Below are 26,706 nucleotides of genomic sequence, written 5' to 3'. Positions count from 1 at the left end.
TCTCTGCGTCTCTGTGGTTCGTTAAATTAGGAGAACATAATGAAAATTGCCTTTACAACCAGTGACCATATTCATGTCAATGCTCACTTTGGATGGGCGAGAGAAATTGATGTCTACGAAATCAACGCCGAAGGATATCAATTTTTAGAAACACTCAACTTTGAGGGTGAGTTAAAAGAAGATGGTAACGAAGATAAAATTACACCCAAACTTGATGCACTGGTTGACTGTGCAATTGTTTACGTAACAGCAATTGGTGGTACTGCTGCCGCTAAATTAATCAAGAAAGGTGTTACTCCAGTTAAAGCCCGCACTGAGGAAGAAAAAATTGAAGAATTGCTCACTAAATTAGTCCAAACTCTTAAAGGCAATCCTCCACCTTGGTTACGGAAAGCTCTCCAGCCAAAAACCAAAACCTTTACAGATGATATTGAGAACGAAGCAACTGTATGAGCGCAGATAATACTGTTAACGGAAGCACATCTATTGCAGCCTTAAGCTCTCCATTCATTAAGGCATTAATCTTACAAATTCGTGGACAAGATAGTTACGGATTTTACCGTAGTTGGTCTGATGAATTAATCCTCAAAGCCTTCATCGTTCCCAAAAAAAAGAAACGTGAAATTCCTATTGAAGGTGAAGTTGATGCAGCAACACAAGCGCGAATATTAGTATTTTACAGGGCTGTAGCTGCTCGAATTGAACAGGAAACAGGCTTAATTTCTCAGGTTATAGTTGATATAAATCATGAGGGATTTGGTTGGGCGCTAGTTTTCTCTGGGCGACTTTTGCTGACTGTTAAAACTCTAAGAGATGCTCATCGCTTCGGTTTAGAATCTCTAGAAAAGTTAGCAGAAGAAGGCGAAACTCTTGTCCAAAAAGGAATTGATTTAGTTAACCGCTTCCCAGAAGTAGGCAAGCTTTAAAAGTGCTGAGTGCTGAGTGCTGAGTTAGTTATTGAATAACTCATACGTCATCACTCAGAACTCCTAAGTTTGATAAATAAGGTTGAGTGATGACGCAGGCAAAAGGAATAAGTATCGAAGAATTGAAAACTCAAATTAAGCGCCTTAACAGCAAAGCAGGTCAAATGAAAATGGATCTGCACGATTTAGCAGAAGGGTTGCCAACAGATTACAAAACACTTATGGATGTTGCGGCGGCAACTTACGACATCTATCGTCAACTTGATGATTTGAAGCAGCAGCTAACAGAACTGGAGAACGCTAAATGAGTAAAAGTATTGATGAATTCAAAAAATTAAGTGATGCTGAAGAATTTTTTCAATTCTTTGAATTGCCTTACGATTCAAAAATTGTCAACGTTAATCGTCTACATATTTTGAAAAAATTTTCGCAATATGTTCAAGAAATTGATGAGAATTCTACTGATTTAAGTTCAGAAGAAAAACTACATCAATATTCTTTAGCTTTGCAAACAGCTTATCAGGTATTTATTGACTCAACAGCCCAAGAACAAAAGCTGTTCAAAGTGTTTAAAGATAAGCCAAAAAATGTAATTACGCTGACAGAAATCACTTCTGATTAGGAGGTAAATAGTGATTAACCTAACTCCTACCGAGTTAGAACGTTATAGTCGCCAAATGATGCTTCCTAATTTTGGCGAAGCGGCTCAGAAACGCCTGAAGTCAGCAACGGTTTTGGTTACAGGTGTGGGGGGATTAGGTGGTACGGCGGCACTTTACTTAGCAGTAGCAGGTGTGGGGCGGCTGATTCTAGTCCGGGGTGGTGACTTACGGCTAGATGATATGAATCGTCAGATTTTGATGACGGATGATTGGGTAGGTAAGCCCAGGGTATTGAAAGCAAAAGAAACTTTGCAAGCCATCAATCCTGATATCGAAATCGAAACTGTTCATGACTACGTTACCCCAGAGAATGTAGATTCTTTGGTGCAATCCGCAGATATGGCGTTAGATTGCGCCCACAATTTTACGGAACGCGATTTGTTGAACGCAGCTTGTGTGCGCTGGCGCAAACCAATGGTAGAAGCTGCAATGGATGGGATGGAAGCTTACCTGACAACGATTATTCCGGGTGTGACTCCTTGTTTATCTTGTCTGTTTCCCGAAAAACCAGATTGGGATCGGCGTGGCTTCTCAGTTCTGGGCGCAGTTTCTGGAACCTTGGCTTGTTTGACGGCGTTGGAAGCAGTCAAGCTGATTACTGGGTTTAGTCAACCTTTATTGTCACAACTGCTGACAATAGATTTAAATCGGATGGAATTTGCCAAGCGTCGTTCACACCGCGATCGCTCTTGTCCAGTATGCGGCAATAGTGCGCCTTGGAGATACTCACAATCTCCATCGATGGAAATCACGAGTAATCTTACAACTTAACGGGATGTGCGACTTATTCTTAAAACCCCTCTCCAAACCTCTCACGCCAGTTGCTACAACGGGGGGAACCCCCGCAACGCACTGGCTCCCCTGCCGGGAGAGAGGCTTTGAATATTACTCCCCTTCCCTGATAGGGAAGGGGTTGGGGGTTAGGTTTGAAAGAAAGTTGCACACCACGTAACTTAATAAGCATTTTGTCCTTTGTCATTGATCATTTGTAAATGCAAAGGACAAACATCACAAAAAACTGACATTTGAAATTAGAACAATCAATCGCTACAGACTAGGAGATTGGATGACTGTTACTTTAACAGAAAAAGCAGAATTTCGTTTGCGGGCATTCCTGCGAGGTTCCGGTTCCGATGAAAATGGTGCAACTAAAGGCATTCGGATATCTGTCAAAGATGGTGGTTGCAATGGCTACGAATATGGCATGGATGTCACTAGCAAGCCCCAATCAGATGATTTAGTAATCCAGCAAGGTAGTGTGTTGGTTTACGTCGATCCTAAAAGTGCACCTTTATTGGAAGGAATCGTGATCGATTTTGTCGAAGGGATGGTAGAAAGCGGTTTCAAATTTACTAACCCGAATGCAACTAGTACTTGTGGTTGTGGCAAATCTTTCCAAGCTGGTGACTGTACGCCGAATAGTGTCCCTTGTAGCTAAAAGACTTTCTTCTAGCTTGAAGTCGAACTATAAAGGCTTCCCGGAAACGCACTACGAAATGTCAGAGACACTCGCTCAACTCATCAAATGCAGTGTCATCCTATCAACAGCTTCTCGAAAAGGATACTGACAAACTTCGAGAAATTAGGCGAATTATATATTTGAGGAGAATCGGAAAATGGCTACCTATCAAGTAAGATTAATCAACAAAAAAGAAGACCTCGATACCACAATTGAAGTGGATGAAGAAACCACTATATTGGACGCAGCAGAAGAAAATGGTATTGAGCTACCTTTCTCTTGTCATTCAGGTTCTTGCTCTAGCTGTGTAGGCAAAGTTACTGAAGGTGAAATTGATCAATCTGATCAAATCTTCTTAGATGACGAGCAAGTATCAAAAGGATTTGCTTTATTGTGCGTTACCTATCCTCGCTCTAACTGCACAATCAAGACACACCAAGAACCTTACCTCGTTTAGATTAGTGCTTTAGTTATTATCTTTAGCAACTAATAAAAGGATGAAAAGTGAAGATAATTATCTTTATTTTTCATCCTTAATTATTCAAAACTCACCTTACTAATGTTTACCCCTTTTACCGTCAGTGGCTGTTCATTAGAATTGCTCAAAATCGGAGAGCAAGGTATCGTCACATTTTATAGAACTCAGGATGAAGAAATTCTCAAAGAACTAATATCACAAGGTATAATAATCGGAACTAAACTCACAGTCGAAAATGATTTTACTGATTTTCTTATCCAAATTGATAATAAATATGTATTAATAAACCGGGAAGTAGCTTGTATAATTTATGTGCGTTTACTTAAGAATTAAAAAAATATATTTTTAAATTTATGTTAATTAAAATACGACATTTGCTTTGCAGATTTTGATTCAGGCGATCGCCTGAATCAATAAATAATAACTTGAGTTATTAGTTAATCAACAGCAACAATAACATCCGATGCTTTGATAACAGCATAAGCTTGTTTCCCTTCTGTTAAACCAAGCCTATCTGCTGATGATTTCGTAATAATTGAGACCAATTCAACACCAGGTGCTAATTCTAAAGTTATTTCTGTATTAACCGAACCAGCTACAACCTTTTTTACAGTAGTTTTTAAGGTATTACGAGCGCTAATTTCCATGTTTTAATTTCCTGGTTAAAGATACATGTTGCATACAATACCAACTTTTTAGGTTAACAATAATCTTTTTTATATTTTTTTTATAAACTAAGTAACATTTATTATACAAAACTAGATATTTTTAGCTAAAAATATCCCATTAGTAAGATAAAGTCTATAAGTTAGTTTCTGAGTAGAGTAATAATTTAACTAATTAAATTTTATCTTGAATAAAAAGATACCTAACTTATTTGAGAATTCGGGTATCTAAGCCTCTCGAAAAAACATAAACTTTAAAATATAACTGTATTTGGGTATGCTGTTTTATCTTATTTTGAGAAATTTAACTAATATCTATAATATGATTCACAGTTATTCATAAAATAAACTTATGAAGGTGATAATATATGGGTAAGCTAAATTGTTGCTAGTGAACCTAAACTTCAGCGAAAAGCGATGACAAGGTTATCAAAGACATTTCTACCTAAACCCCAATACAAATAATAGTTGAGCAGATAATACGATAGCTTCACCGTAAAAATTAGGTGAAATGTGTAAACCTTATTTCAAAAGTTTAGTGGCAATTGGTGAACAGTCTAAGCAGATAATTAATGCTGTCTAGAGTATGAATTGGTGAGGAGTTTTTACAACTCTACGTACAGGATTTCTATAGAATTTTTCAGAATGGTGGGCATTGTCCACCATTCCCTTTAGTTTGTAATTTGAGGAAGATTTATGCAGCAGCACAGCAAGCAAAATTTGAGTAAAACAACTTATGAATGGATGATAGCAAGAAGCTACAATTCTGAAGAATTAAATCAACCTGGTGAGAATGGAGATACAGCTTTAATGAAAGCAACCAGGGAAGATAATAACTCAGTTGTTCGAGAACTTATTGATGTAGGTGCGGATATTAATACCAGAAATAATGATGGTAATAATGCTTTATGGTTTGCTTGTTTTGGCAATCATTATGAATTAATTGATTTGCTGCTGGCGGCCAAAATTAATATTGATAACCAAAATGATAATGGTGCTACAGCTTTGATGTATGCAGCATCAGCAGGTAAGGTAGAAGTCGTCAAGTTGCTTTTAGAACATCGTCCTAATTTGGATTTAAAAAATTTAGACGATTATAAAGCTATAGATTTTGCCAGTACTGTAGAAATTCTAGGAATTCTCAAAAATGCTACGAAGTAATCTTTCCAAGAAAAGCTATCATCAAGCTACTAAACATTCTTACCTATCAGTACAACTTGATCCCAATTATGTAGACTCTTCAACTCAACCATCTGCTTTTAAGCAGTACCCAAAATTCTATCGAAGGTTGCAATTAAATCTCAACGACCCGACACATTTGTTTATTTATTTAACTAGTGCGGTTACATTGGAGCAAACTTATAAAGATGTAGCCTACAAACTACGTGTAAATCCTTCAGCAGGTGGGCTTTATCCCACTGAGATTTATATACAAATCCGTGGAATAGCGGGAATAGTTGATGGTATCTACCATCTCGAAGTTGAGAATAATTGTCTAACACTCATCTATGAATTAATTGATGATGGCTTAGAAAGTTATATTATACCGACCAAATGTATCAAGGGAATCATTTTTTTAATTAGTTGCGTTTATTATAGGTCTAGTTGGAAATATAAAAATAGAAGTCTGAGATATTGCTTTTTAGATAGCGGACACCATTTAGGTACAATTGCCGCATCAGCTTATCTTTATGACAAAGACATCCAGCTAATTTTCGACTTTGATAAGTTAGCTCTCAATACAGACTTAGGTTTTGAGAATAAAGAGTTCGTGACTGCTTGTGTTGTATGTGGGGAAGTAGAAGACAAGAAGGTAAGACGGTTAAGGCTGAAGGTTCCTTTTGTTTGTGGCACAGATTATTTTGAAGCTAATGAATTTATTGAAGATGGCTATCAAGTAACAGCTTTACAAAAGAGTTCACAGCAAAAACTAGAGCATCCCAAGTTTGAATTTGACAAGGATAAATTCTACCAAACTGTTTGGAATAGACGTTCAAATAGACGTTTCCGGAAACAGTTGATTTCTCAAGAATATTACTTCAGGATATTACAACAACTGAAGCAAGCCATCCCAACAGGAAGTTGTGAGGCATTAGATATTTATTCAGTCGTGCATCGAGTAGAGGGTATTTTACCTGGGTTATACAAAGGCAATCATCTGATTAAAAGTGGTGATTTTAGTGAACAAACAGGTTACTTGTGCATTAATCAAGCAATCGCCAGAGATTGTGCAGTAACTTTATTTATTGTGTCCGGATATACAAATTATCAAACTGCTATGCAACTAGCAGGTTTTCTAGGACACAAAGTTTACCTGAGTAGCAATTATTTGGGGATTCAATGTAGCGGAATCGGCGCTTTTTATGATGATGAGACCCAGATTTTCTTAGAAACAACTAAAGATATTCTCTACGCAATGGCTATTGGCATCTAAGTAGTTTTGAAAGCACAAATGGCTAGGCGTATGTATTATTTCAATGATGATTACCGTCCAATGCAGCCAACATCGGCAGATATTATCTTACGGCAACAATTAGAGCATTCTATTAGTAGATACTTTTACGAAGGGTGCGATCGCACAATTCAAAATCTTCTCTCTAGTTGTCGATGGTATGTCACAACTGATGCAAGTGCAATGACATTAGTAATTGAATGTCCCGACCAAGTTACTAACTGGCGAGTACTACAACAAATCGTACCAATGGGAACATTACTCCAAACAATTGTTAGCAGTGCTAAAATCCGCGTCTGTCCTCCAGAAAGTCAAGGTGTGCCTTTTGAAATGAGGGTAGATGAACTTGCTGTTTATCGTGATATGGCTGGATAGGGAGATTCTGCAATTACGAATTATTCTGTCTGATAATTGCAACTACCGCTTCAAAAACCAGGTCAGCAGAATGTTTCACAACAGGACTTAACTCCAGTCCAAAACCAAGACTTGCCGCCTCAATTAAATAAACTGTCACATCTTCAGGAAAGTCATCCTGAAATATTTTCCTGCCGGCGGCTAAAGCATTATCCCAACGAAAATCATGCAAGTTATAACTAGGTTCCGGTAAAGCTTCCAATTCTTTACCCGGAACCTTAAATATTGCACCTGCTTCGGAATTAGTTGAACTGGCATCAATAATCACTAATTGTTTGCTGCCTCTAGCTTGAAACATTACCTCCATTCCTGCGGTTCCACAGTCATACACGCGCACATTAGGGTGAGGATTTTCGGCTAGATATTGTTGTAAGCGTTGGGCGATAATTACACCTACAGCGTCGTCGCAGCGATTGAAATTTCCGCAACCAATAATAGTTAGCATGGAATAGTGTTTATAGGCCTTAACTTGTATGTAAAAATACTGCTTTTCAAGTCTTTATATAGTGTTTAGAGTTGATGAATATTGCTGACGGATTGATGTTCGATGTATCTATTTTATTATCTATCTGCTTGAGTTGGTAATAATAACAAACTTTGACAAGATAGAGTTAGCAATTGTTGCTTACTAAAAAAGATTTGATAGCTATTGACTACTTTCCTATATCTTCATTCCATAATTCAGGATTAGTTTGAATAAATTCACTCATCATTTGTTCACATTCATCTAAATTTAAATCAACAACTTCTACGCCGTGAGATACCATAAATTCTTTAGCACCAGGAAATGTGCGAGATTCTCCAGCGATGACTTTTTTAATGCCAAATTGTACCACTGCCCCAGCGCACAAATAACACGGCATTAAGGTTGAATAGAGTGTTGTACCTCTGTAACTGCCAATTCTGCCAGCATTACGGAGACAATCGATTTCAGCATGGGTAACAGGATCGTCATCTTGGACGCGTTTGTTGTGTCCTCTACCGACAATTTTGCCATCCTTGATGAGAACAGAACCGATAGGAATTCCACCTTCTTGTCTACCTTGTTTGGCTTGGGCGATCGCAGCTTGCATAAATTCATCCATTTCTTTATTCTCCTTATATATGTCAAAACAACTTGTATTGATGGATCACGATGGTGGTGTAGATGATTATCTCGCTACTATGCTGTTGTTGACGATGGATCATGTAGAACTTCTTGGTGTTGTCGTCACCCCAGCTGATTGTTATATCGAACCAGCAGTTAGCGCTACACGCAAAATTATCGATTTGATGGGATTTTCTCATATCCCAGTTGCCGAAAGCACAGTACGTGGGATAAATCCTTTTCCCCGTCTCTATCGGCGTGATTCGTTTATTGTTGACCATCTTCCCATTCTCAACCAGCAGGATACTATTAACACACCTCTAGTTGCAGAACCTGGGCAAGATTTTATGGTGCGGGTATTGCGTGAAGCACCAGAACCAGTCACGCTGATGGTGACAGGGCCATTAACGACAGTTGCAGTGGCGTTAGATAAAGCACCAGAGATAGAAGCCAAGATACAAAGAATTGTTTGGATGGGAGGCGCGTTGAATGTTGGTGGTAACGTCGAAAAAAGTTTAGAAGCCGGACAAGATGGTTCGGCGGAATGGAATGTCTACTGGGATGCAGTTTCAGCGGCGCGAGTTTGGCAAAGCCAGATTGAAATTATCATGTGTCCTTTAGATTTAACTAACAATGTACCAGTGACATCAGATATTGTGTACAAAATGGGAAAACAACGCCACTATCCTATCTCTGATTTAGCAGGGCAATGTTACGCACTGGTGATTCCTCAAGATTATTATTTTTGGGATGTGCTGGCGACGGCTTATTTAGGACACCCAGAATTTTATCAACTGCGGGAGTGGGAAACGGAAATTATTACCACTGGCCTAAGTCAAGGGCGGACTAAAGTTGTCCCTGGCGGTCGTAAAATTTATGCAATGGATCAAGTTGATAAAGATGCTTTTTATGCTTATATCTTGCAACAATGGGCAAGGTAAATAAATTTAGTCAATTGTGAATGTGATGACTCACACTGTTGATGTGATAATTCGCATTGTGAATGCGACGGCTGACATTGTTGATGTGATAATTCGCATTATAAATGTGACGGCTGACATTGTGAATGCAACGACTGACATTGTTGATGCGACGACTGGTAAAAATAACTCACCTTACTGGCGTGAAAGATTTGGAGAAGGTTATTTTCTGTTACCTCCCTTTAGGAATGATTCAGGAATCAAATCAGATTGCTATAGGATGGAAAATAAATGTTTGTGCCATAATTAAGAGTTATTTTTTGACATGACTATTTTTCAAGTTGAGTCATCTCTAGTTGAAATCGCTGGAAAAACTCGCGTTGCTGCAAGTAAGTTGGCAATTCTGGCGACAGATGGAAAAAATCAAGCGATCGCAGCGATCGCTCAAGCTTTAGAATTGGCAAGAGAAGAAATATTGCAAGCGAATGTGGCTGATTGTCAAGCTGCGGCGGCGGAAGGAATTGCCAAACCTCTATATAAACGCTTGCAGTTAGATGAACATAAATTAAGAGATGCGATCGCTGGTGTGCGAGATGTTGGTAAACTGGACGATCCTATAGGTAAAGTGCAGATTCACCGCGAACTTGATAAAGGTTTAGTCCTCAAACGCATCACTTGTCCTTTGGGTGTGTTGGGAATTATTTTTGAAGCACGTCCAGAAGCAGCAATTCAAATTGTTTCTTTGGCGATTAAGTCGGGTAATGGCGTAATTCTCAAATGTGGCAAAGAAGCTGTGCGTTCTTGTGAAGCGATAGTTAAAGCCATTAAACAAGGATTATCTCAAACTGCTGTTAGTCCTGATGCAGTACAGTTGCTAACAACGAGAGAAGAAACCTTAGAACTTTTAAAATTAGATAAATATGTGGATTTAATTATTCCGAGAGGTTCTAACTCTTTTGTCCGGTTTGTCCAAGAAAATACCCGCATTCCTGTACTCGGTCATGCCGACGGTATTTGTCATGCTTATATAGATAAAGCGGCTGATATTACCAAAGCAGTGGAGATTACTGTTGATGCCAAAATACAGTATGCTGCTGCTTGTAATGCCATTGAAACTTTATTAGTGCATCAATCAATTGCTGGGGAGTTTTTACCTAAGGTGGCAGCCGCTTTACAAGCAACCAATGTAGAATTAAAAGGTGATGAACGCACTTTGAAAATATTACCTGACATCGTAGCCGCAACCGAAACAGATTGGGAAACGGAATACAGCGATTTAATTTTATCGATTAAAATTGTAGACTCTTTAGAAGATGCGATCGCTCATATTAACCAATACGGTTCTCGCCACACCGATGTAATTATTACTGAAGATATCGCCACCGCTGAAACTTTCTTCGGCTTGGTAAATTCCGCCGGAGTATTTCACAATTGTTCTACACGTTTTGCTGATGGTTTTCGCTACGGTTTTGGCGCAGAAGTCGGCATTAGTACCCAACAAATGCCTCCCCGCGGCCCTGTCGGTTTAGAAGGATTGGTAACTTATAAATATCAAATGACTGGTGATGGTCACATTGTAGCTAGTTACACTGGCGCAAATGCTAAGGCATTTATCCATCGTGATTTATAAAGTTTGTAGAGATGTTGTAATGCAACGTCTCTACAGATTTATGTAACTGCAAATTCAGTATACTTTTTTACTTCTTTCTACTGCTTGGAAGGCCATCACAAGTTCGTTAGCAATACTGAGAATTAGTATTAAGCATAATAGATGACGGACTTGAGATTTTTCAAAAAAACTTAATTATCGAGAGTTAAAACTTTTCTTCTCTGTTTTTTGACATAAATAGCAGTTTGAGATATTACTATGCACCAAGCTTGTTAGGTGACTGTAATTAAACCAAACAACAGCAGTAGCCAAGCCAAAACTACAGAGGTAGGTATACCGTAGCTTGTAATTCTTCCTAATAAGCTTATTTTACTAGTCCCAAACGTTGGTGGGTAATCCTGGAATCCAGCCCTCTGTTTCCATTTTGCCTTAATTTCATTACTTGAAAGAGCAGCAGCATGAATCCCAATAAAAGCTAATAGTGCAACGGCAATTCCAATGGCTGGTATAACATTTCTAAAAACTAGACGTATTGACGGCTCTGTATCTTTGTTAGCAACTAATGCAATCGAGGCGAAGAGAAATCCTTGAAATGTAAGCATCCAGGAGAGTCGATTGTTGACTAAATTTTGCTCCCTTTCTATTTGCCGTACTGTGTACTCGTAGAAATCTTTTTGTGATAGTTCCTCTTTGTTAGTCATATATTGAACAAAATTATTTTTCTTATCAAATCAATTTAACACCTTTAACCAGCCAAAAATATTACCTACGCTCAACTGTAATCCCTGACAGAATTCTGGCACTGGTAAAATAGCCTCAATTTCTTCAAAAGGTAAAGGTTGTCTTCCCGCAGGATAAGCAGCAATAAATCGCTCGTCAGGGTCAATTAACCAACCCATTTGAGTGCCGTGGTTGAGAGCGTGTAAGATTTTTTTTGTAACTTTTGTATGGCTTTGTTCTGGGGAAAGAATTTCTATTATCCAGTCGGGTGCTATGGCAAATGTATTAGCAATATCACCGTTTTCATCTACAGGAAGCCTTGCCCAAGAGAATACAGCAACATCGGGAACTATAGAACCTCCTCCAAAAGTGCAACGTAATTCTGGAAAAGCCCAACCCATTTTTTGTACTTTTACAACAGAATTGATTGTAGGACAGAGTTCTCCTTGAATAGTGCTATGTTTTCCTTGAGGCATCGGTTTTTGAATGATTTGACCGTCGATATACTCTAAGCTTGGCTGAGTTTCTGGTAGTACAAGAAATTCTTCTAAAGTCAATATTTCATTTGGTACTTGTAACATGCGTATCAGCTTCTTTATCGATGGGGAGATGAGGAGGAGAGAATAAATAGCAGATTAAACCAATGCTTTGAGTAAAGCTTGCAATTTCAATTGCACCTCAGCAAATTCTTTTTCAGGATCAGAACCGGCGACGATACCAGCACCTGCATAAAGTCTAGCGCGATCGCCATCAATTAATGCTGAACGAATCCCAACAATGAACTCACAGTTACCTTGAGAGTCTATCCAGCCTAGGGGTGCAGCATACAATCCCCTCTCAAAGCTTTCGTAACGGCGTATCTCTGCACATGCCACATCTCTAGCCGCACCTGCAACGGCTGGTGTAGGATGCAATTGAGCAACAATTTTTAATGGGTGAACGTTAGCTGGAACTATGGCGCTAATGGGTGTCCATAAATGTTGGATGTTAGATAGCTGTCGCAAGCGTGGTGGTAATATTTGGGGTGATAATCCTAGTTGTGATAGGCGTTGAGTAATGAAGTCAATCACCAATGCGTGTTCGTGTCTTTCTTTTTCACTGTTTAGTAAACAATTAGCATTAGCAGCATCTTCTGTTGGTGTTTTACCGCGTGGTGCAGAACCGGCTAAAGCATCCGTGATTAACTGTTGATTCTGAATACAAATTAATCTTTCTGGGCTTGCCCCAATAAAGTTTTGTCCTTTACCATTACTTGTAGAGAAAATATAGCAATTAGGATGTATTTGTCTAAGATTATCTAATGATTTATATAAATTAAATTGATGATTTGATCTGACATCTAAAGCATCTGCTAAAACAATTTTACTTAAATGATTAGCTTGAATTTTTTCTAATGCAGAGACAACAGAACGCTTAAATTCTGTAGCCTTGGTTACAGATTGCTTACTAAAGTTTGTTGATAAAATATCCAGTTTGGGCGAAAAGTATTCTAAAGAATTAATCAGTTCGATTTTATCCCACAAATTATGCCAGATTTTTTGTAAATTTGCGTTAGCAGTGATGAGTATATTTGCAACTAATATGCAGCGCTGATTTTTGACAGCTATTTGCCAACGCGGCAGAAAAATCGTAGCGGAGGGAAAGGGATAGTCGGCTTGAATGTTTTGGTTAAAAAAACTAAAGTAACAAAAAAAGTGTGGACTAGCAAAAGGTTGATTAGTGCCTCCAAAATTAATTATATTTTTCAGACAATTTTTGATAAAATGTTCTGCTTGATTAAAACGGTCTTGCCCATCAATTTGTAATTTTGCCACAGCATCAATCGCCGCGATCGCTTCTTTTTTACCTCTATTCTCAAAGTAAAAATTTATTTCATTTGCTTGCGCTAGTTTATCCAATGCAACTAAAGGATCAACCCAGTCAATATCTAGGGAAATGCTCACAATTTGCCGACAATTATTGTTGAGGCAATTTTCTTGAACCGCTAACAGAAATTGGTATATGTCTTTGTGCTTTACAAAGAAGTTGCTGCGACATGGTGAAACTGTCATGGATCTAAGAATAGTAAACTTTTTTTAAGTTATCTTCCTAAAGTGTAATTAATCATGGTCTATTTCTACAGGTAACATATTCAGTAGACATTTCACCAGAGTATAGTTTGCTTTATTTAGAGTATTACCAAATGCTGACAAGCTATGCTCAGTTTCAACCTACAACCAAAGAATAAGTTTTACTAAGGGAGAGTTAACCAGTCCAAAAAAGTGCTGAGTGCTGTTAGCGGAAGCGGGAGTTGAGCAGTGTGCTGAGTGCTGAGTAAAATAAATAAAAGCAGGATGATTAAATTTGGGTGAGAACAATCATCAAAACTGAAATCATGCAGAAACTTTGGGTAATTTAATGAATATTAACTAATGACTACCGAGCAAATTTCACGTTCCAAAAGTAAGCTGTGGCTGGCGGCAATTAAACCGCCCATGTACAGTGTCGCTATTATGCCAATATGGATAGGAACAGCGATCGCTTTTGCAGAAACCAAAATTTTTAATCCGGCAGTATTTTTGATTTTTTTATTAGCGGCAATCTTAATTTTGGCATGGGAAAATTTGAGTAATGATGTCTTTGATTCTGAGACAGGAATCGATAAAAATAAACATCATTCACTGGTGAATTTGACAGGTAAAAAGTCGCTAATATTTTGGTTGGGAAATCTGTGTTTGGTGATTGGTTTATTAGGAGTGGTAGCGATCGCCATTTGGCAACAAGACCCAACTGTCATCATAATGGTTCTGGTAGCTTGTGCTTTAGGCTATATGTACCAGGCTCCGCCCTTCCGATTAGGATATCAAGGTTTAGGCGAGATTCTGTGCTTTTTTGCCTTTGGCCCTTTGTTAGTACCAACGGTATATTACAGCCAAACTCAAACTTGGTCGCTGGCGAGTTTAGCAACTTCAGTAATTGTCGGTATTGTCACCAGCTTAATTTTGTTTTGTTCACACTTTCACCAAGTTAAGGATGACATAGCTGCGGGTAAGCGATCGCCGATTGTTCGTTTGGGTACAGCTAAAGGTGCGAAAGTCTTGGTTTGGTTTACCGCCAGTATCTATCCTCTGTCCTTGTTGTTTGTTCTTTTGGGAATTTTCCCAGTTTGGACATTGTTGAGTTGGCTAAGTTTACCCTACGCCGTCAAATTATGTCGCCATGTCCAACAAAATCACAACCAGCCAGAAAAAGTTAGCAACTGTAAATTCATCGCTGTAGCTGTGCATTTCTGGAGTTGCTTGTTATTGGGTGTGGGATTTTTTATCAGCTGATGGTTTATCAGTTTGAATTTCGTCCTTATCAACGTAGATTTGTGCAACCACTCACCACCCATCACGGTGTTTGGGATATCCGTAAAGGAATTATCCTGCGTCTTGTTGATGAAGCAGGAAAAGTCGGCTGGGGAGAAATTGCACCCATAAGTTGGTTTGGTTCGGAAACTTTAGAACAAGCCTTAGATTTTTGTCGTCAACTCCCAACAGAAATCACCAAAGAAATAATTTTCTCAATTCCTGATTGTTTACCCGCTTGTCAATTTGGTTTTGAATCAGCGTTGGTAGGAGTGGGGAGTTGGGGAGATATCTCCACATCTTCTATCTCTGGCTTACTTTCAGCAGGGGAAGCTGCTTTACAACAATGGCCAACGCTGTGGGAAGAAGGATATCGCACATTTAAGTGGAAAATTGGTGTTGATGCGATCGCTAAAGAATTAGCAATCTTTGATACCCTAAGTTATAGCTTACCAGCCTCAGGGAAACTCCGACTAGATGCCAACGGCGGACTCAGTTATGAAGAAGCGAAATTATGGCTGTGGACTTGCGACAACATCCAGGGAGAAGTGCCTGTAGACATTGAATTTATGGAACAACCCCTACCTGTTGCGGAATTATCGGGAATGTTGGAATTAAGTAGATGTTACAGCACTGCGATCGCTTTAGATGAATCTGTCGCCACACTCCACCAACTCATCACTTGTTATCAACAAGGCTGGCGAAAAATTTTTGTCATCAAACCGGGAATTGTCGGTTCACCATTGCAGCTGCGTCAGTTTTGCCAACAGCATGAAATTGATGCTGTATTTTCATCTGTATTTGAAACTTTTATTGGTAGACAAGCTGCACTTAACCTAACAGCAGAATTATCTCGCAAAAACAGAGCAGTTGGTTTTGGTGTTGATCATTTTTTTGCTCAAGCAGATGCAACCAATCCCCAAAGTTTATGGAACAACCTTTAGCTTATCTGCAAAATTTGTCTCAACATGATTGGCTAATTGGTAACAACAGCCATCAATTTCCAGCAATAGCTGAAGAATTATATTTAGAACTAACAGAAATATTAAAAAAGTGCGATACACCACCAAAAATTATCTTAGCTGAACGCGAACCAGTAAAATTTTTAGCCAGTTTTATTGCCGCTTGTGCAGCCAATTGTCCAGTCTTCCTCTGTAACCCCGACTGGGGAACACAAGAATGGCAACAAGTATTTGAATTAGTCCAACCAGATATAGTCTTGGGAGTAAAACTCAGCCAACAAATAGAATATCAAATATTTTCCCCCTGCCCTCTGCTCCCTGCCCCTTTTCCTCTTCTCACTCCCCACTCCCCTCAAATCATGATTCCCACAGGTGGTTCATCAGGTAAAATCAAGTTCGCCATCCACACTTGGGAAACTCTCATGGCATCTGTGCAAGGATTTAGAGAATATTTTCAACTCAAAAAAGTTAATTCTTTTTGTGTGTTGCCGCTATATCATGTCAGTGGGTTAATGCAATTTATGCGTTCTTTCACGACTGGCGGTAAACTAGCGATTCTGCCATTTAAATCTGTAGAATATAGTCAAATACCTACTATTAATCCCTCGGATTTTTTTATTTCTCTCGTTCCAACTCAACTACAACGCCTCCTGAAAAGTTCAGAATTAACTGAATGGTTAGCCCAATTTCAAACGGTGCTTTTGGGAGGCGCACCAGCTTGGAATGAATTGTTAGCAAAAGCGAGATTTCATAGCATTAGGTTAGCACCAACCTATGGCATGACAGAAACAGCCTCGCAAATTACCACCCTCAAACCCGATGATTTTCTCAAAGGTAAAACTAACAGTGGTCGAATTTTACCTCATGCCCAGGTAACAATTCGCAATCAACAAGGCGAAATTTTAAATGTTAATCAAATCGGCAATATCACTATTCAAGCTAAATCCTTAACCCTTGGCTACTATTCTAATACTTGGGAATGTCAGGATTATTTACAAGTAGATGATTTAGGGTTTTTAGATAGCCAAGGTTATCTACACATTATCGGACGCAGCAGCGACAAAATTATTACAGGAGGAGAAAACATTTACCCCGCAGAAATAGAATCAGCCATCCATGAAACTCAAATGGTTGCCGATGTTTGTGTAATTGGTGTACCAGATAAACACTGGGGACAAGTATTAACAGCTATATATATTCCTCAAGATGGTAATACTTCTAATTTAGAAATTCAAACTTTACTCAAACAGAAATTAAGTAAATTCAAAGTTCCTAAACATTGGATTTGTCTATCAAATTTACCTCGCAATTCTCAAGGCAAAATCAATCGTCAAGCACTACAACAAATAGCAGCAGAATTTCTTTTACAGTAAAATTTTAGATTTTGTTATACTGCCTAAAGCACAAATCGCGATCGCTCTTACTCACTTTGGGGTTAGTCTTTAAATAATCTTGTAGCAAGTCGCAACCCTGTGACAGTAAATTATCTAGTTTAATATCTGCCAAAGTCCGAAAAATTACCATTCCCTTACCACTGCCAGCTGCCAAAGTCTTACCATCTGGACTAAACGCAATACTGGTTAATTCGTCTTTATCGCCTTTAAGCGCAATCAGTAGTGTGCCATCGCGGTTCCAAAGTTTTAGTTTATCATCGCTGGCAGCTACTATCATTTTGCCATCCTGGCTCAAATTCACACTAATAAAACTGTCGCCATCCCCTGGAATATCATTGAGTAATTGACCGTCTCGACTCCAAATTTTGACTGTGCTATCAATACTAGCTGAGGCTAAAGTTTTACCATCGCTTGACCAAACTACACCATTCACCCGACGACTGTGACCATTTAAGGTTTTTTGTAGTTTTCCATCCCGACTCCAAATAATTACTGTTCTGTCATCGCTGGCGGAGGTGAGTAATTGACCGTCAGGGCTAAAATCTACCCAATTTACAGCATCTTGATGGCCTTTTAAAGTGTTGAGTAGTTTTCCGTCACGACTCCAAAGCTTGACTGTCCCATCCTTACTAGCTGAAGCGATGATTTGTCCATCCGATGACCAAGCTACACCCAAAACTACATCTTGATGCCCTGTTAAAGTATGCAGTACTTTTCCGCTACGATTCCAAAGTTTGACTGTCGTATCCTTACTAGCTGAAGCGATGTTTTGACCATCCCTTGACCAAGCCACACCCCAAACCTGACCCTTATGACCTTGCAATGTGCGTAACAGTTGACCTTTGCTACTTAAGAGTTTAACAGTTTGATCACGACTTGCGGCTGCAATGGTGCGACCGTCAGGACTAAAACTAATACTGGTAATCCAGTCTTCTTGGTCACTTTTGGGGTTACGCAGCAGCACGTTATCCCAGTGCCAAAGTTTCACAGTTTTATCACGTCCAGCCGAAACCAGAGTCCGACCGTCGGAACTAAAACTGATACTATTGACCCAATTGTTATGTCCCCTGAGAGTTCCCAACAGTAAACCTTGAGGACTCCACAATTTCACGGTTTCGTCGAGACTGGCTGAGGCAATTGTATGACCATCGGGGCTGAAGCTAACGCTGGTAATTCCTGCCGTATGTCCCGATAAAGTTTTTATTAGCTTACCTTCTGGAGTCCACAGTTTGATTGTCTGGTCTAAGCTTCCAGAGATAATTGTTTGACCATCGGGCGACCAAGCTATACTTTTGACAGCATCATCATGTCCTCGCCAAGTTTTCAGTAATTTACTTCCTCGGTTCCACAATTTGATGCTGTCATCAGCACCAGCAGAGGCAAGAGTTTGACTGTCAGCAGACCAAGCTACACTCAAGACAGTACTTTTATGCCCGGTTAAGGTGTGGAGCAATTTTCCGTCATGGCTCCACAATTTTACGGTCTTATCGGTACTCCCAGAGGCAATAATTTGTCCATCTGGACTGAAACTGACACTATTAACTACAGCCCTATGACCTTTGAGGGTGTTGAGTGGTTTACCCTCCCGACTCCACAATTTTACTGTTTTATCTTGACTGCCAGAAGCAATTATTTGACCGTCATAGCTCACACTGACGCTGTTGACGATATCTTCGTGTCCCCAGAGGTTTTTGAGGAAAGTACCATCAGCCCGCCAGAGTTTAATTGTATTATCAGCGCTGGCTGAAACAATCAAAGAGCGATCGCTTCTTTGCCCACGCCCAGGGCGATCGCGGCTAAATGTTACACTATTCACACTGCCCATATGTCCCTCTAGGCGGTTAAACTCCCTAACTCCCGAAACTGCTTGATACAAAGCCGTCTGCACTTGCTGTTTAGTATAAGCATCTACCCAAATAGCTTGTTGTAATTTTCTTCCGGCTTTTATCCCTTCTTTTAAAGCATCGATACCTTTTTGCGAAGCAAATAAAGCTTCACTGGAAACACTCAGAGTTTTAATTTCGCTATCTACTGCGGTGATAATAGAAACAGATAAGCCTAATATGGCTAGAAATGCAACTGACAAAGCTACTTTCAAGGAACGATTTAATCTCGCTTCACTCAGTCGTTGTTTTTCTTGACTTTCTACCAGTCGTGCTGTCAATTCTTTTTCTTTTAAAACAGAGCGTAATTGTTCAATTTCCAACTGACTTATTTCTTCACGCTTGCGTAACTCCCGCAATTCTGTGACTAAATCCAATCCCTGCTGGGGTTGAGTTTCTATCAGTCTGGCTTGTTGCTTTTTTTGTCGCAGTTCGTTCTTGAGTCGTTCAATTTCAAATTTACTTTGATCAACTTTCCAACGTAACTGATCTAGTTGCGCTTGTAAACTAGATTCTTGTTCTTGCAAGTAGCGAATCAAGTCTACTAAATAATCATGAATTAGTTGATAGCGCTCTGGTACATCAGGAAACAACACTACTAACCCAGAGCTTACTAAAATGTCTAAAACTAATTCTAATTTGCCAGCATCTTCTAATTCGGCAATTTCTGTAGCTAATTCTGCACGAGTTTTAAAAGGTCTTTGATTAGTTTCATCTGTGAGTAAATATAACACGAGTAAAGCTGCTCGTTCATTTTCTGGGCCGCAGTCTTTAATGAGTTCTTTGATATAACGTTCTATAAGTTTATTAGGTCGATATGGCTGATATTGCTCTAGAGTATTAATCCGTTCATCTTGTAGTTGTGCGCCAACAACTTGCAATTCAATCGGGCGGACTTCTCCGAGGTCTGCTGATAAATCTTCTACTAAAGCATCAATTAATGCTGGTTCTAAGTGCAGTTGAGAACGTTCTGTTAATTTTTGAATGATGACTTTGGCATATTCAGGTGAAAAATTATTTAATTGATAACGAATATTTTTATTCAGAATGTTATGGTCAATTGCTTCTAATGCCGACAGATTTTTAAACTCTAATATTCGATGTAAATAATCTTCTCGCAGGGAAAAGACAATTTTCACAAAGGAAATATTTAAGCAATCTCGCAAAAATTGATCAAAGTTTTGTTTTTCAGATTGTTTAGTACAAGTAATGAAAAATTCCTCAAATTGGTCAAAAATTAACACTGTAATCAGATGGTTGTTAGCATTTTCAGTTAGTTGTGCTAAAATATCAGCGACGCTGATAGGTGCGTTGAGGTCAGATGCGACAACTTCTATCGCTTCTTCTCCTGTAATTTGAGACATTGCTTCAGTTAAAGCTTTACCAAGTTTCCGCACCCAATCTGTATAAACGCCTACAACTACAGGCAAAGCAATTTGGTCACCAACTGTGCGATTTTGTAATGCTGGGACTAAGCCAGCCCTGACAGTGGAACTTTTACCCACGCCTGATTGACCGTGAATGACAATCAGTTTTTGGTCGGCGCGGCTAATTTTACCAATTAAATTATTAATATCTCCCTCTCGACCGGAAGCCGCAATTTCTAAAGCGACGCTGCTAGTACCAGAGGGTGACATCAAGGCTGGGTTTGTGGCTTGTCTTTGGGGTTGCAAGCGTCCTGCACCAATAAAAGCCCGAAAGCCGTACTGCTGCTCGACAGAACGCCGTTTTTGGCGAATTGTGTAGGCTTCAAGATAGCGACCGGCAGCAAAGTAGAGCGATCGCAATGTCCGCAACATGCGAATATAACGATGGGCATTATACTGATGGGCGCTGTTTTCTAAAGCATTCGGCAGTTCTTTCGCCGCTTTATCTAAATATTCATTGGCGACTTGATGTTCACCTAAACTTTGCTGTGCTTCCGCCAATACCAAATAATAAATTTGCGCCAGCAGTAAAGGAAATAAATATTGATGGGGAGCGCCATATTTTTGAGCTTCTCCCAACTTCAGCAAAGATACATGAGCTAAAATACTCGCCTGCATCCATCGAGACTGCTGCAAAGCCACTTGAGCCAAAAAACCGTAATCACAAGCTAGTTGAATTTGACTACCATAAATTTGATGCAACTCCAAAGACTTTTGCGCTACAGTCTGCAATTCTGACCATTCTTGTAGATGTTGCAAAACTTCAGCGAGTTGACTAATAAATTCTGCAACTATATCTGCTCGTTGCGCCAACTGCAAAACATTACACGATTGCTGTAAATAAGATTTAGATTCGTACCAATAGCGGCGGTTTTCGATTTGATTCTGTTCGGCGAGGCGAGAATAACATAACCCCAAATAATATAGCAATACTCCCTGGCGAACTAAAGGTGAAGTGTGGTTGCTGAGGATATCTAATTCTGTATTCCAGGAATTGGGAATTGTCTGGTTATAATTTTCTGAGGTATTTTCTAGGGCTAACTGTTGCCAAACCAGCAAGCTTTGTTGAAAATGAGTTAAGGCGATATTAATGCGATCGCTCACATAATCATCTAAACCAAAAACAAATTCTAAACTAGCGTATAGTTCTGGTTCTAAGGTAATCCCACGATGCCGCAACTCTTTAATTGCAAAGTGGAGTTCATCATTATGCTCCCAGACCTGCTCTAAGGTAGAATAATGCTCTGCAACTTGAGTATCTTGATGCTGTGGTAAAACTGTGGCGAATAGCGCATCTGTTTCCTGGCGTAAAAATTCTTGCAATTGGGAAATAGTCATTTCAAACCGAATTGGTGTCGCCGCCCAACTGGCAAAATCTGGAGCTAATCGCACCACCTTTTGCAGCACCTCATCATTTACCCAAAAAATCATCGGGAATGAGTGGCTTTTCGGGAATTCATCGCGGATTTGATTGATGGAACTGAGTAAGTCATCAATGCGCTCTACTGAGTCTAAACCCAAAATATTCAATGCTACTGGTTGCTGCTCATTGGTACGCAGTTGAATGTGAATAGCGCTGTAAAGACTTCTAGCATTGCGGGGTAGAACTAGTTTTGGTATTGAGCCTGGTAAAAGAGTTTGTAGTTGTTGTAGTATTTGCTCTTGCAAAACGCGATAGTTGCAACACACCAAAACTACGGAGAATTGACCCCGTGAGAGGGAAATTGCTCTTCCTAAACTTCGCAACGCCCGCTCATTTGCAGCTTTTATGTTGGCTTGTGTGTGTTCAACCATAATTTAAATTTTTGCGCTTCTGCTAATACTGGGTTGACAGCAAACCAAGCTCCGCGATGATCTCGGTATTCAAAGACAAACAAGCTGCGTAAGAGGGTGTGATAGGCAATATCACCGCCGACTCTTTGCTGTTGTACCACCTGAAAAATAAGTTCCCATTCATGGGGGTCAATGGCGTTAGCACGGTAGTCTCTTTGGCGTTGAATCACTAGTTCTACGCAGTCGCGCTCAAAAGGTGGATCTTGTTCTCTCAGACAGTCGAACAGCAGCCCCAGTAAATCGCGGACATGACCACCACTAATTAGGCACAATCGATCTAAGGTGTCTAAGTGATCAAATATCTCTGTAATTAAGCCTAACCGATCGCTGGTTTCAATGTCAGGGAAAGCTCTAGCTAAGACCATTTGGCGCATCATTGCTAACCCTTGGTTAAATATTTCCCCTGAACGCAAACGCACAGGTATCATTGGTAAAACTTTTGGCGCAACACCACCACCCAAGCGATGCTGAAGTTCGGCGCTGTCGTTGGAGAAAATTAAAGCTAAAGGTATAGTGTAAACTAAGTGACATTCTAGTTTGCGTAACTGTTCACCCCGTTCAATAAATAAGTATTCTGGCAGCGATCGCCCCGATGGTAAAGGACGAATTGCTACCCGATCCAAGTTATCAACAATCACTACTAGACCTTTTTTACCTAAAGCTCTTAGTTCTGTGGTCGCACGTTCTAGAAGTTCTTTATTAATTGACTGCAAAATATTTTGGGTGCGCGGTTCGAGGTAGTCTCTTAAGCGTCGCCGCAGTTGGGGACTTTCTTTAGTTTTGGCGGTGATTTTGGCAATCCCCACAGATAATTCTGCTTCTACGCCCAGGTCGATAGGGGTTTGTAAAAAATCGACAACTTCTGTAAACAATTTTGCGAAGTAGTTAGGCTTGATGCGGATTTTCATTGCTTCTAGGCTTTCACTCACTTGACCTGCGATCGCCAACAAAATATCCGTCACATCCACATCTGCCATTTCTAAGACATGGGTAGACTCAAAATAAACTACATGAAATTTCTGCTCTTCTAACTCGGCTTTCAGTCGCAGCAATTCTGTGGATTTGCCACAACCCAGATGTCCAGTAAACAATTGACAAGTTGGTATATCTGGCGAAATTCGCGTAATCGTACGCTGTAAAGCTTCAATGATTTTGCCACCCCGCACCGCAGCAAAATCGATATAGTAGCGGCGATCGTTCGCATCTCCCATCATTAGAGGTCTGCTGGGATTGCAAGCCTGATAAAATCTTTCTAAATCTAGGTGCATAATTAATCGAATTTACTCGGTAAACAATCTGGATGGTGCAACCTGTTAAATAAATATATTTCTTTTGATTAATTTATGCCTTAATTTAATATCTTTCACTTAAAATACTAGCTAAATTAGCAGCATTCCGCATATTAAATAAGTTAATTAAGTTTGAACAAGATTTATTTTTTATATTCAAGAAAAATGTCAAAAATACCTAATCTAAAAAGTGTTGAGTTCCGCGAACAGAGTCCCAACTAAATTACTCAGTAACTCTGAATTTTGGAGACTCAACACTACTTCACCTCAAAAATTTTGCTATGCCATCAATCCCTACACATCCCGTCTCGGATACAATCTCCCGTTTGATCATCTCTAGCCAAGACGTGCCACGGCGGTAGATTTGATAGAGTATTTATACTATTACTCATGAAAGCGATGGCGATCGACAGGTGGGGATTGACAATTAGCACATCATCACTACTAGCTAAACTTGGCTCGGCATTGTAAAAATAAACAGGCAATGCCATCAGGCCAATGCAAATTGTCCTACGCATACAAACCTCAGCGAACAGTTTCCGATTGCGCTATGTATAGATAGATGCCACCTTGATGAACCGGAGTTTCCAAACGGAGCATTGTATAACAACCACTAAGCCAGTTAAGGCATTGTTGATTGCTCAAAGCATTGAAACAACTGGGTTTATACTCAGCCATCAGCACTTTGCAGTTGTGTCAATTTATGCAATGCTACTGACCGCAGAGACGTGATTTTTAAAATATCGGTTCCATACCCATGTAGTTTACAGGATGGGCATGACTCACCAGATGGCTTCCCACTAACTTATACAAGCTCTACCGTCAAAAATCAGGAAAAATTCTCTAACTAGCAAAAAATTCGCTTGTTAGCCATCTTTAAAGTACAGTTTGGTTGTCCAGATTTTTTGTATTCCAACCCTAATTTTTACTTTATCTAGGTAATACCAATTGGAAAAAGAATGGGACAGATGGATTCCCAGAACCCAGACACACAGGGCGATTCCCACTCCAAAATCCGTCTTGAAAAGTTTGCTACGGAGGGAAACCCTCCTTACAACTTTTCGCAAAATCTAAAATCCAAAATGGTATAAGTTCCGTCTTGGTAGTTGCTTCGCCAGATAAAATAGTTAACAAATGTTGCCTAATAGCCTACTCATGACTCCTTCACAAGAAGCTGACACAATCACTACTCCTAATATCGACCCAGAAGGACAAGGCAACTCAGACATTGATCCTATCAATGAGTTGCCAGATGAAGTCGAAATGTCTCTGTTTGACCATCTAGAAGAGTTGCGACAGCGAATTTTTTATTCACTCATAGCTGTAGTAGTTGTTGTTATCGGCTGTTTTTTTGCTGTCAAGCCGATTGTCCAACTACTAGAAGTACCAGCACAAGGAGTCAAATTTCTCCAGCTTGCGCCGGGAGAATATTTCTTCGTCTCTCTGAAAGTTGCTGGTTATAGCGGTTTGGTACTTTCTAGTCCTTTCATCCTTTATCAAATTATCCAGTTTGTGCTTCCCGGATTGACTCGCCGTGAACGTCGCCTATTGGGGCCGATAGTTTTGGGGTCGAGTGTGTTATTTGCTTGCGGGTTAGTCTTTGCTTATTTACTTCTCATCCCCGCAGCTTTGAGATTTTTCATTAGCTACGGTGCTGATGTGGTAGAACAACTGTGGTCAATTGATAAGTATTTTGAATTTGTACTGCTGCTGTTATTTAGTACTGGCTTGGCATTTCAAATTCCCATTATTCAATTGTTGTTAGGTAATTTGGGAATTGTTTCTTCGGAGCGAATGCTTTCTGGTTGGCGCTATGTGATTATGGGAGCAGTAATTTTAGGTGCTGTTCTCACACCTTCTACCGACCCCCTAACCCAAGCTTTGTTAGCAGGTGCAGTCCTAGGACTTTACATGGGTGGTATTGGTTTAGTTAAGCTCACAGGGAAATAACACAAACAACTGATGATGAGTTTAAAAAAGTAGAGATATATGTTGGTAAGCACAAGCATTTTATAGTTGAAATTTTGGATAATTACTCAAGAAATTTCTGCAAAAGCAGTAGGCTTTCATCGCCTTAGTTACACAATCCATTCGGAAGCGCGTTCACCCAAGTCGAGAGGTATACTGACAGCTTTACCCAGACGAGGGCGATCGCGTGTTTGTGTAATAAAAATTTTTACCTGTGCTGTACCACCTAAAGCATTAAGATAATTAGCGACGCTATCAAGATGTTCTTGGTACTCTGCCTCTGTGAGTGGAAAAGAAGCTTGCTCTAGATATTTCCACATCACTTGCAGAAATATCTTGCCTTGAGTACGGCGGAACTGGACATCGTAAGAATGTCCCCACTTATCAAGCAACAGTTGGTGTAATTCCTGTCCTGTCATAGCTTCTCTCAATTAGATTTTACATTTAGTTATGATATTAAGTTCCGTAACTCAAGTATGATAGGGATATAAAGAAATGTAATGCTAACAGAAAAGATGCTAAAAGTATCTTGGAATAAAGAAGTTTGGCATCGTTGTGGGCGTTAGCATTTCAACCCAGACAAGAGTTGCTCAAGTATCAGTACTCTTGTCAGAATGCTTAACAAAATATACAAAGAGCGAGCGCGTAGGATATGGCTCAATTTTCGGAATCAATGGACGTGCCAGATATGGGCCGTCGTCAATTCATGAACCTGCTCACCTTTGGGACTGTCACTGGAGTAGCTCTGGGTGCATTGTATCCCGTAGTCAACTACTTTATTCCTCCCGCTGCTGGTGGTGCTGGTGGCGGTACAACAGCAAAAGACAGTTTAGGCAACGATGTCAGTGTCAGTCAGTTTCTAGCTAGTCATAATGTAGGCGATCGCACCCTCGTTCAAGGATTGAAGGGCGACCCCACCTACATTGTGGTAGAAAGCAAAGAAGCTATTACTGATTACGGCATTAACGCTGTTTGTACCCACCTGGGTTGTGTAGTTCCTTGGAACGCTGCGGAAAACAAATTTAAATGCCCTTGTCACGGTTCTCAATACGACGCAACCGGTAAGGTGGTTCGGGGGCCAGCACCGCGTTCTTTGGCTTTAAGCCATGCCAAAGCCGAAAACGACAAAATTGTTTTGACACCTTGGACTGAAACCGACTTCCGCACCGGCGAAGAACCTTGGTGGGCTTAATTTTTAGTGCTGAGTGCTGAGTACTGAGTGCTGAGTG

The 26,706-nt window shown here is 39.8% G+C and carries 29 protein-coding genes; 19 read left to right on the top strand and 10 right to left on the bottom strand.

The genetic code is table 11. The features are described from left to right. Positions 1-39 precede the first annotated feature (39 nt). The 8 genes from nifX to IQ259_RS08505 all read left to right on the top strand — a co-directional run bounded on the left by nifX (position 40) and on the right by IQ259_RS08505 (position 3,858). Positions 40-453, top strand: a complete 414-nt coding sequence (gene nifX, locus IQ259_RS08540; protein WP_193883633.1) for a nitrogen fixation protein NifX — start codon at positions 40-42, stop codon at positions 451-453. Next, the gene (locus IQ259_RS08535; RefSeq protein ID WP_193883631.1) at positions 450-926 is read left to right on the top strand and encodes a NifX-associated nitrogen fixation protein; all 477 of its coding nucleotides are present in this window, start codon (positions 450-452) and stop codon (positions 924-926) included. The genes nifX and IQ259_RS08535 overlap by 4 nt, the downstream gene beginning before the upstream one ends. Positions 927-1,015: 89 nt before the next feature. After that, positions 1,016-1,234, top strand: a complete 219-nt coding sequence (locus IQ259_RS08530; protein WP_193883629.1) for a CCE_0567 family metalloprotein — start codon at positions 1,016-1,018, stop codon at positions 1,232-1,234. After that, complete coding sequence (nifW, locus tag IQ259_RS08525; RefSeq protein ID WP_193883627.1) at positions 1,231-1,548, top strand: nitrogenase-stabilizing/protective protein NifW; 318 nt, start codon at positions 1,231-1,233, stop codon at positions 1,546-1,548. The genes IQ259_RS08530 and nifW overlap by 4 nt, the downstream gene beginning before the upstream one ends. 10 nt (positions 1,549-1,558) lie before the next feature. Next, entirely contained in the window at positions 1,559-2,359 is an 801-nt protein-coding gene (locus tag IQ259_RS08520) for a HesA/MoeB/ThiF family protein (RefSeq protein WP_193883625.1), read from the top strand. Positions 2,360-2,654: 295 nt separating this feature from the next. Continuing rightward, positions 2,655-3,026, top strand: coding sequence for an iron-sulfur cluster assembly accessory protein (locus IQ259_RS08515; protein ID WP_193883623.1), 372 nt, complete (start codon positions 2,655-2,657; stop codon positions 3,024-3,026). A 178-nt stretch (positions 3,027-3,204) separates the two neighbouring features. Then, positions 3,205-3,504, top strand: a complete 300-nt coding sequence (locus IQ259_RS08510) for a 2Fe-2S iron-sulfur cluster-binding protein (protein WP_193883622.1) — start codon at positions 3,205-3,207, stop codon at positions 3,502-3,504. A gap of 102 nt (positions 3,505-3,606) precedes the next feature. Continuing rightward, complete coding sequence (locus tag IQ259_RS08505) at positions 3,607-3,858, top strand: FeoA family protein (protein ID WP_193883620.1); 252 nt, start codon at positions 3,607-3,609, stop codon at positions 3,856-3,858. A 104-nt stretch (positions 3,859-3,962) separates the two neighbouring features. Here the strand turns inward: IQ259_RS08505 and IQ259_RS08500 are convergent, their stop codons facing one another. Then, positions 3,963-4,172, bottom strand: coding sequence for a molybdopterin-binding protein (locus IQ259_RS08500; RefSeq protein ID WP_193883618.1), 210 nt, complete (start codon positions 4,170-4,172; stop codon positions 3,963-3,965). A gap of 714 nt (positions 4,173-4,886) precedes the next feature. Here IQ259_RS08500 and IQ259_RS08495 point away from each other — a divergent pair. The 3 genes from IQ259_RS08495 to IQ259_RS08485 are packed head-to-tail and all read left to right on the top strand — an operon-like array spanning position 4,887 to position 7,017. Next, entirely contained in the window at positions 4,887-5,351 is a 465-nt protein-coding gene (locus IQ259_RS08495; protein WP_193883616.1) for an ankyrin repeat domain-containing protein, read from the top strand. Beyond that, the gene (locus IQ259_RS08490; protein ID WP_193883614.1) at positions 5,338-6,624 is read left to right on the top strand and encodes a SagB family peptide dehydrogenase; all 1,287 of its coding nucleotides are present in this window, start codon (positions 5,338-5,340) and stop codon (positions 6,622-6,624) included. The genes IQ259_RS08495 and IQ259_RS08490 overlap by 14 nt, the downstream gene beginning before the upstream one ends. A gap of 18 nt (positions 6,625-6,642) precedes the next feature. After that, positions 6,643-7,017, top strand: a complete 375-nt coding sequence (locus tag IQ259_RS08485) for a hypothetical protein (protein WP_193883612.1) — start codon at positions 6,643-6,645, stop codon at positions 7,015-7,017. Positions 7,018-7,030: 13 nt separating this feature from the next. Here IQ259_RS08485 and IQ259_RS08480 read toward each other — a convergent pair whose 3' ends face one another. Then, complete coding sequence (locus IQ259_RS08480; protein ID WP_193883610.1) at positions 7,031-7,501, bottom strand: hydrogenase maturation protease; 471 nt, start codon at positions 7,499-7,501, stop codon at positions 7,031-7,033. 208 nt (positions 7,502-7,709) lie between these two features. After that, on the bottom strand, positions 7,710-8,141 hold the full coding sequence (locus IQ259_RS08475) for a nucleoside deaminase (RefSeq protein ID WP_193883608.1): 432 nt from the start codon (positions 8,139-8,141) through the stop codon (positions 7,710-7,712). A 19-nt stretch (positions 8,142-8,160) separates the two neighbouring features. Here IQ259_RS08475 and IQ259_RS08470 point away from each other — a divergent pair, with 19 nt between their 5' ends. From IQ259_RS08470 to IQ259_RS08460, 3 genes are read left to right on the top strand one after another with little or no spacing between them, the layout of a single operon-like run. Continuing rightward, on the top strand, positions 8,161-9,084 hold the full coding sequence (locus IQ259_RS08470) for a nucleoside hydrolase (RefSeq protein ID WP_193883606.1): 924 nt from the start codon (positions 8,161-8,163) through the stop codon (positions 9,082-9,084). Positions 9,085-9,109: 25 nt separating this feature from the next. Continuing rightward, the gene (locus IQ259_RS08465; RefSeq protein ID WP_193883605.1) at positions 9,110-9,373 is read left to right on the top strand and encodes a hypothetical protein; all 264 of its coding nucleotides are present in this window, start codon (positions 9,110-9,112) and stop codon (positions 9,371-9,373) included. Positions 9,374-9,388: 15 nt separating this feature from the next. Beyond that, complete coding sequence (locus IQ259_RS08460; RefSeq protein WP_193883603.1) at positions 9,389-10,693, top strand: glutamate-5-semialdehyde dehydrogenase; 1,305 nt, start codon at positions 9,389-9,391, stop codon at positions 10,691-10,693. A 251-nt stretch (positions 10,694-10,944) separates the two neighbouring features. Here IQ259_RS08460 and IQ259_RS08455 read toward each other — a convergent pair whose 3' ends face one another. From IQ259_RS08455 to IQ259_RS08445, 3 genes are read right to left on the bottom strand one after another with little or no spacing between them, the layout of a single operon-like run. Then, positions 10,945-11,373: a hypothetical protein gene (locus IQ259_RS08455; protein ID WP_193883601.1), complete on the bottom strand. Its 429-nt coding sequence runs from the start codon at positions 11,371-11,373 to the stop codon at positions 10,945-10,947. Between the two features lie 30 nt (positions 11,374-11,403). Further along, positions 11,404-11,973, bottom strand: a complete 570-nt coding sequence (locus tag IQ259_RS08450) for a Uma2 family endonuclease (RefSeq protein ID WP_193883599.1) — start codon at positions 11,971-11,973, stop codon at positions 11,404-11,406. 54 nt (positions 11,974-12,027) lie between these two features. Further along, entirely contained in the window at positions 12,028-13,443 is a 1,416-nt protein-coding gene (locus IQ259_RS08445) for an isochorismate synthase MenF (protein WP_193883596.1), read from the bottom strand. Between the two features lie 360 nt (positions 13,444-13,803). Between IQ259_RS08445 and menA the strand changes: the two genes are divergently transcribed. From menA to IQ259_RS08430, 3 genes are read left to right on the top strand one after another with little or no spacing between them, the layout of a single operon-like run. Continuing rightward, positions 13,804-14,703: a 2-carboxy-1,4-naphthoquinone phytyltransferase gene (gene menA / locus IQ259_RS08440; protein ID WP_193883595.1), complete on the top strand. Its 900-nt coding sequence runs from the start codon at positions 13,804-13,806 to the stop codon at positions 14,701-14,703. Beyond that, positions 14,703-15,665: an o-succinylbenzoate synthase gene (locus IQ259_RS08435; protein WP_193883593.1), complete on the top strand. Its 963-nt coding sequence runs from the start codon at positions 14,703-14,705 to the stop codon at positions 15,663-15,665. Before menA ends, IQ259_RS08435 begins: the two co-directional genes overlap by 1 nt. Beyond that, complete coding sequence (locus IQ259_RS08430; protein ID WP_193883591.1) at positions 15,650-17,056, top strand: 2-succinylbenzoate--CoA ligase; 1,407 nt, start codon at positions 15,650-15,652, stop codon at positions 17,054-17,056. Before IQ259_RS08435 ends, IQ259_RS08430 begins: the two co-directional genes overlap by 16 nt. 4 nt (positions 17,057-17,060) lie before the next feature. Here the strand turns inward: IQ259_RS08430 and IQ259_RS08425 are convergent, their stop codons facing one another. The 3 genes from IQ259_RS08425 to IQ259_RS08415 form a co-directional block, all read right to left on the bottom strand. Next, positions 17,061-22,181 carry a PD40 domain-containing protein gene (locus IQ259_RS08425; protein ID WP_193883589.1) on the bottom strand — a complete coding sequence of 1,707 codons (5,121 nt, stop codon included), beginning with the start codon at positions 22,179-22,181 and terminating at the stop codon, positions 17,061-17,063. Continuing rightward, complete coding sequence (locus IQ259_RS08420; RefSeq protein ID WP_193883587.1) at positions 22,154-23,488, bottom strand: P-loop NTPase fold protein; 1,335 nt, start codon at positions 23,486-23,488, stop codon at positions 22,154-22,156. Before IQ259_RS08420 ends, IQ259_RS08425 begins: the two co-directional genes overlap by 28 nt. Before the next feature lie 308 nt (positions 23,489-23,796). Then, positions 23,797-24,000, bottom strand: a complete 204-nt coding sequence (locus IQ259_RS08415) for a hypothetical protein (RefSeq protein ID WP_228014438.1) — start codon at positions 23,998-24,000, stop codon at positions 23,797-23,799. Positions 24,001-24,664: 664 nt separating this feature from the next. On the opposite strand from IQ259_RS08415, the gene tatC reads away from it, so the two are divergent. Further along, positions 24,665-25,459 (top strand): twin-arginine translocase subunit TatC, encoded by a 795-nt coding sequence (gene tatC / locus IQ259_RS08410; protein WP_193883583.1) that lies wholly within the window; start codon positions 24,665-24,667, stop codon positions 25,457-25,459. A 128-nt stretch (positions 25,460-25,587) separates the two neighbouring features. On the opposite strand, the gene IQ259_RS08405 is transcribed toward tatC, so the two are convergent. Then, the gene (locus IQ259_RS08405; protein WP_193883581.1) at positions 25,588-25,896 is read right to left on the bottom strand and encodes a DUF3067 family protein; all 309 of its coding nucleotides are present in this window, start codon (positions 25,894-25,896) and stop codon (positions 25,588-25,590) included. A gap of 233 nt (positions 25,897-26,129) precedes the next feature. On the opposite strand from IQ259_RS08405, the gene petC reads away from it, so the two are divergent. Further along, positions 26,130-26,669 (top strand): cytochrome b6-f complex iron-sulfur subunit, encoded by a 540-nt coding sequence (petC, locus tag IQ259_RS08400; protein ID WP_062290764.1) that lies wholly within the window; start codon positions 26,130-26,132, stop codon positions 26,667-26,669. Positions 26,670-26,706 lie beyond the last annotated feature (37 nt).

This window comes from Fortiea sp. LEGE XX443 (assembly GCF_015206815.1).
Classification (GTDB): domain Bacteria; phylum Cyanobacteriota; class Cyanobacteriia; order Cyanobacteriales; family Nostocaceae; genus Nostoc_B.
Note: the sequence above shows the minus strand (reverse complement) of the source record. Positions and strands in the feature narration are given on the sequence as shown.

Coding starts and splice junctions, on each gene's coding strand:
- IQ259_RS08405 (WP_193883581.1), bottom strand. CDS start 25,896: ATGACAGGACAGGAATTACACCAACTGTTGCTTGATAAGTGGGGACAT.
- IQ259_RS08500 (WP_193883618.1), bottom strand. CDS start 4,172: ATGGAAATTAGCGCTCGTAATACCTTAAAAACTACTGTAAAAAAGGTT.
- IQ259_RS08465 (WP_193883605.1), top strand. CDS start 9,110: ATGACTCACACTGTTGATGTGATAATTCGCATTGTGAATGCGACGGCT.
- IQ259_RS08490 (WP_193883614.1), top strand. CDS start 5,338: ATGCTACGAAGTAATCTTTCCAAGAAAAGCTATCATCAAGCTACTAAA.
- IQ259_RS08515 (WP_193883623.1), top strand. CDS start 2,655: ATGACTGTTACTTTAACAGAAAAAGCAGAATTTCGTTTGCGGGCATTC.
- IQ259_RS08460 (WP_193883603.1), top strand. CDS start 9,389: ATGACTATTTTTCAAGTTGAGTCATCTCTAGTTGAAATCGCTGGAAAA.
- IQ259_RS08510 (WP_193883622.1), top strand. CDS start 3,205: ATGGCTACCTATCAAGTAAGATTAATCAACAAAAAAGAAGACCTCGAT.
- IQ259_RS08415 (WP_228014438.1), bottom strand. CDS start 24,000: ATGGCATTGCCTGTTTATTTTTACAATGCCGAGCCAAGTTTAGCTAGT.
- IQ259_RS08425 (WP_193883589.1), bottom strand. CDS start 22,181: ATGGTTGAACACACACAAGCCAACATAAAAGCTGCAAATGAGCGGGCG.
- IQ259_RS08450 (WP_193883599.1), bottom strand. CDS start 11,973: ATGTTACAAGTACCAAATGAAATATTGACTTTAGAAGAATTTCTTGTA.
- nifX (WP_193883633.1), top strand. CDS start 40: ATGAAAATTGCCTTTACAACCAGTGACCATATTCATGTCAATGCTCAC.
- IQ259_RS08495 (WP_193883616.1), top strand. CDS start 4,887: ATGCAGCAGCACAGCAAGCAAAATTTGAGTAAAACAACTTATGAATGG.
- nifW (WP_193883627.1), top strand. CDS start 1,231: ATGAGTAAAAGTATTGATGAATTCAAAAAATTAAGTGATGCTGAAGAA.
- IQ259_RS08470 (WP_193883606.1), top strand. CDS start 8,161: ATGTCAAAACAACTTGTATTGATGGATCACGATGGTGGTGTAGATGAT.
- IQ259_RS08505 (WP_193883620.1), top strand. CDS start 3,607: ATGTTTACCCCTTTTACCGTCAGTGGCTGTTCATTAGAATTGCTCAAA.
- IQ259_RS08480 (WP_193883610.1), bottom strand. CDS start 7,501: ATGCTAACTATTATTGGTTGCGGAAATTTCAATCGCTGCGACGACGCT.
- IQ259_RS08455 (WP_193883601.1), bottom strand. CDS start 11,373: ATGACTAACAAAGAGGAACTATCACAAAAAGATTTCTACGAGTACACA.
- IQ259_RS08485 (WP_193883612.1), top strand. CDS start 6,643: ATGGCTAGGCGTATGTATTATTTCAATGATGATTACCGTCCAATGCAG.
- IQ259_RS08475 (WP_193883608.1), bottom strand. CDS start 8,141: ATGGATGAATTTATGCAAGCTGCGATCGCCCAAGCCAAACAAGGTAGA.
- IQ259_RS08435 (WP_193883593.1), top strand. CDS start 14,703: ATGGTTTATCAGTTTGAATTTCGTCCTTATCAACGTAGATTTGTGCAA.
- IQ259_RS08430 (WP_193883591.1), top strand. CDS start 15,650: ATGGAACAACCTTTAGCTTATCTGCAAAATTTGTCTCAACATGATTGG.
- IQ259_RS08530 (WP_193883629.1), top strand. CDS start 1,016: ATGACGCAGGCAAAAGGAATAAGTATCGAAGAATTGAAAACTCAAATT.
- IQ259_RS08535 (WP_193883631.1), top strand. CDS start 450: ATGAGCGCAGATAATACTGTTAACGGAAGCACATCTATTGCAGCCTTA.
- IQ259_RS08445 (WP_193883596.1), bottom strand. CDS start 13,443: ATGACAGTTTCACCATGTCGCAGCAACTTCTTTGTAAAGCACAAAGAC.
- tatC (WP_193883583.1), top strand. CDS start 24,665: ATGACTCCTTCACAAGAAGCTGACACAATCACTACTCCTAATATCGAC.
- IQ259_RS08420 (WP_193883587.1), bottom strand. CDS start 23,488: ATGCACCTAGATTTAGAAAGATTTTATCAGGCTTGCAATCCCAGCAGA.
- petC (WP_062290764.1), top strand. CDS start 26,130: ATGGCTCAATTTTCGGAATCAATGGACGTGCCAGATATGGGCCGTCGT.
- menA (WP_193883595.1), top strand. CDS start 13,804: ATGACTACCGAGCAAATTTCACGTTCCAAAAGTAAGCTGTGGCTGGCG.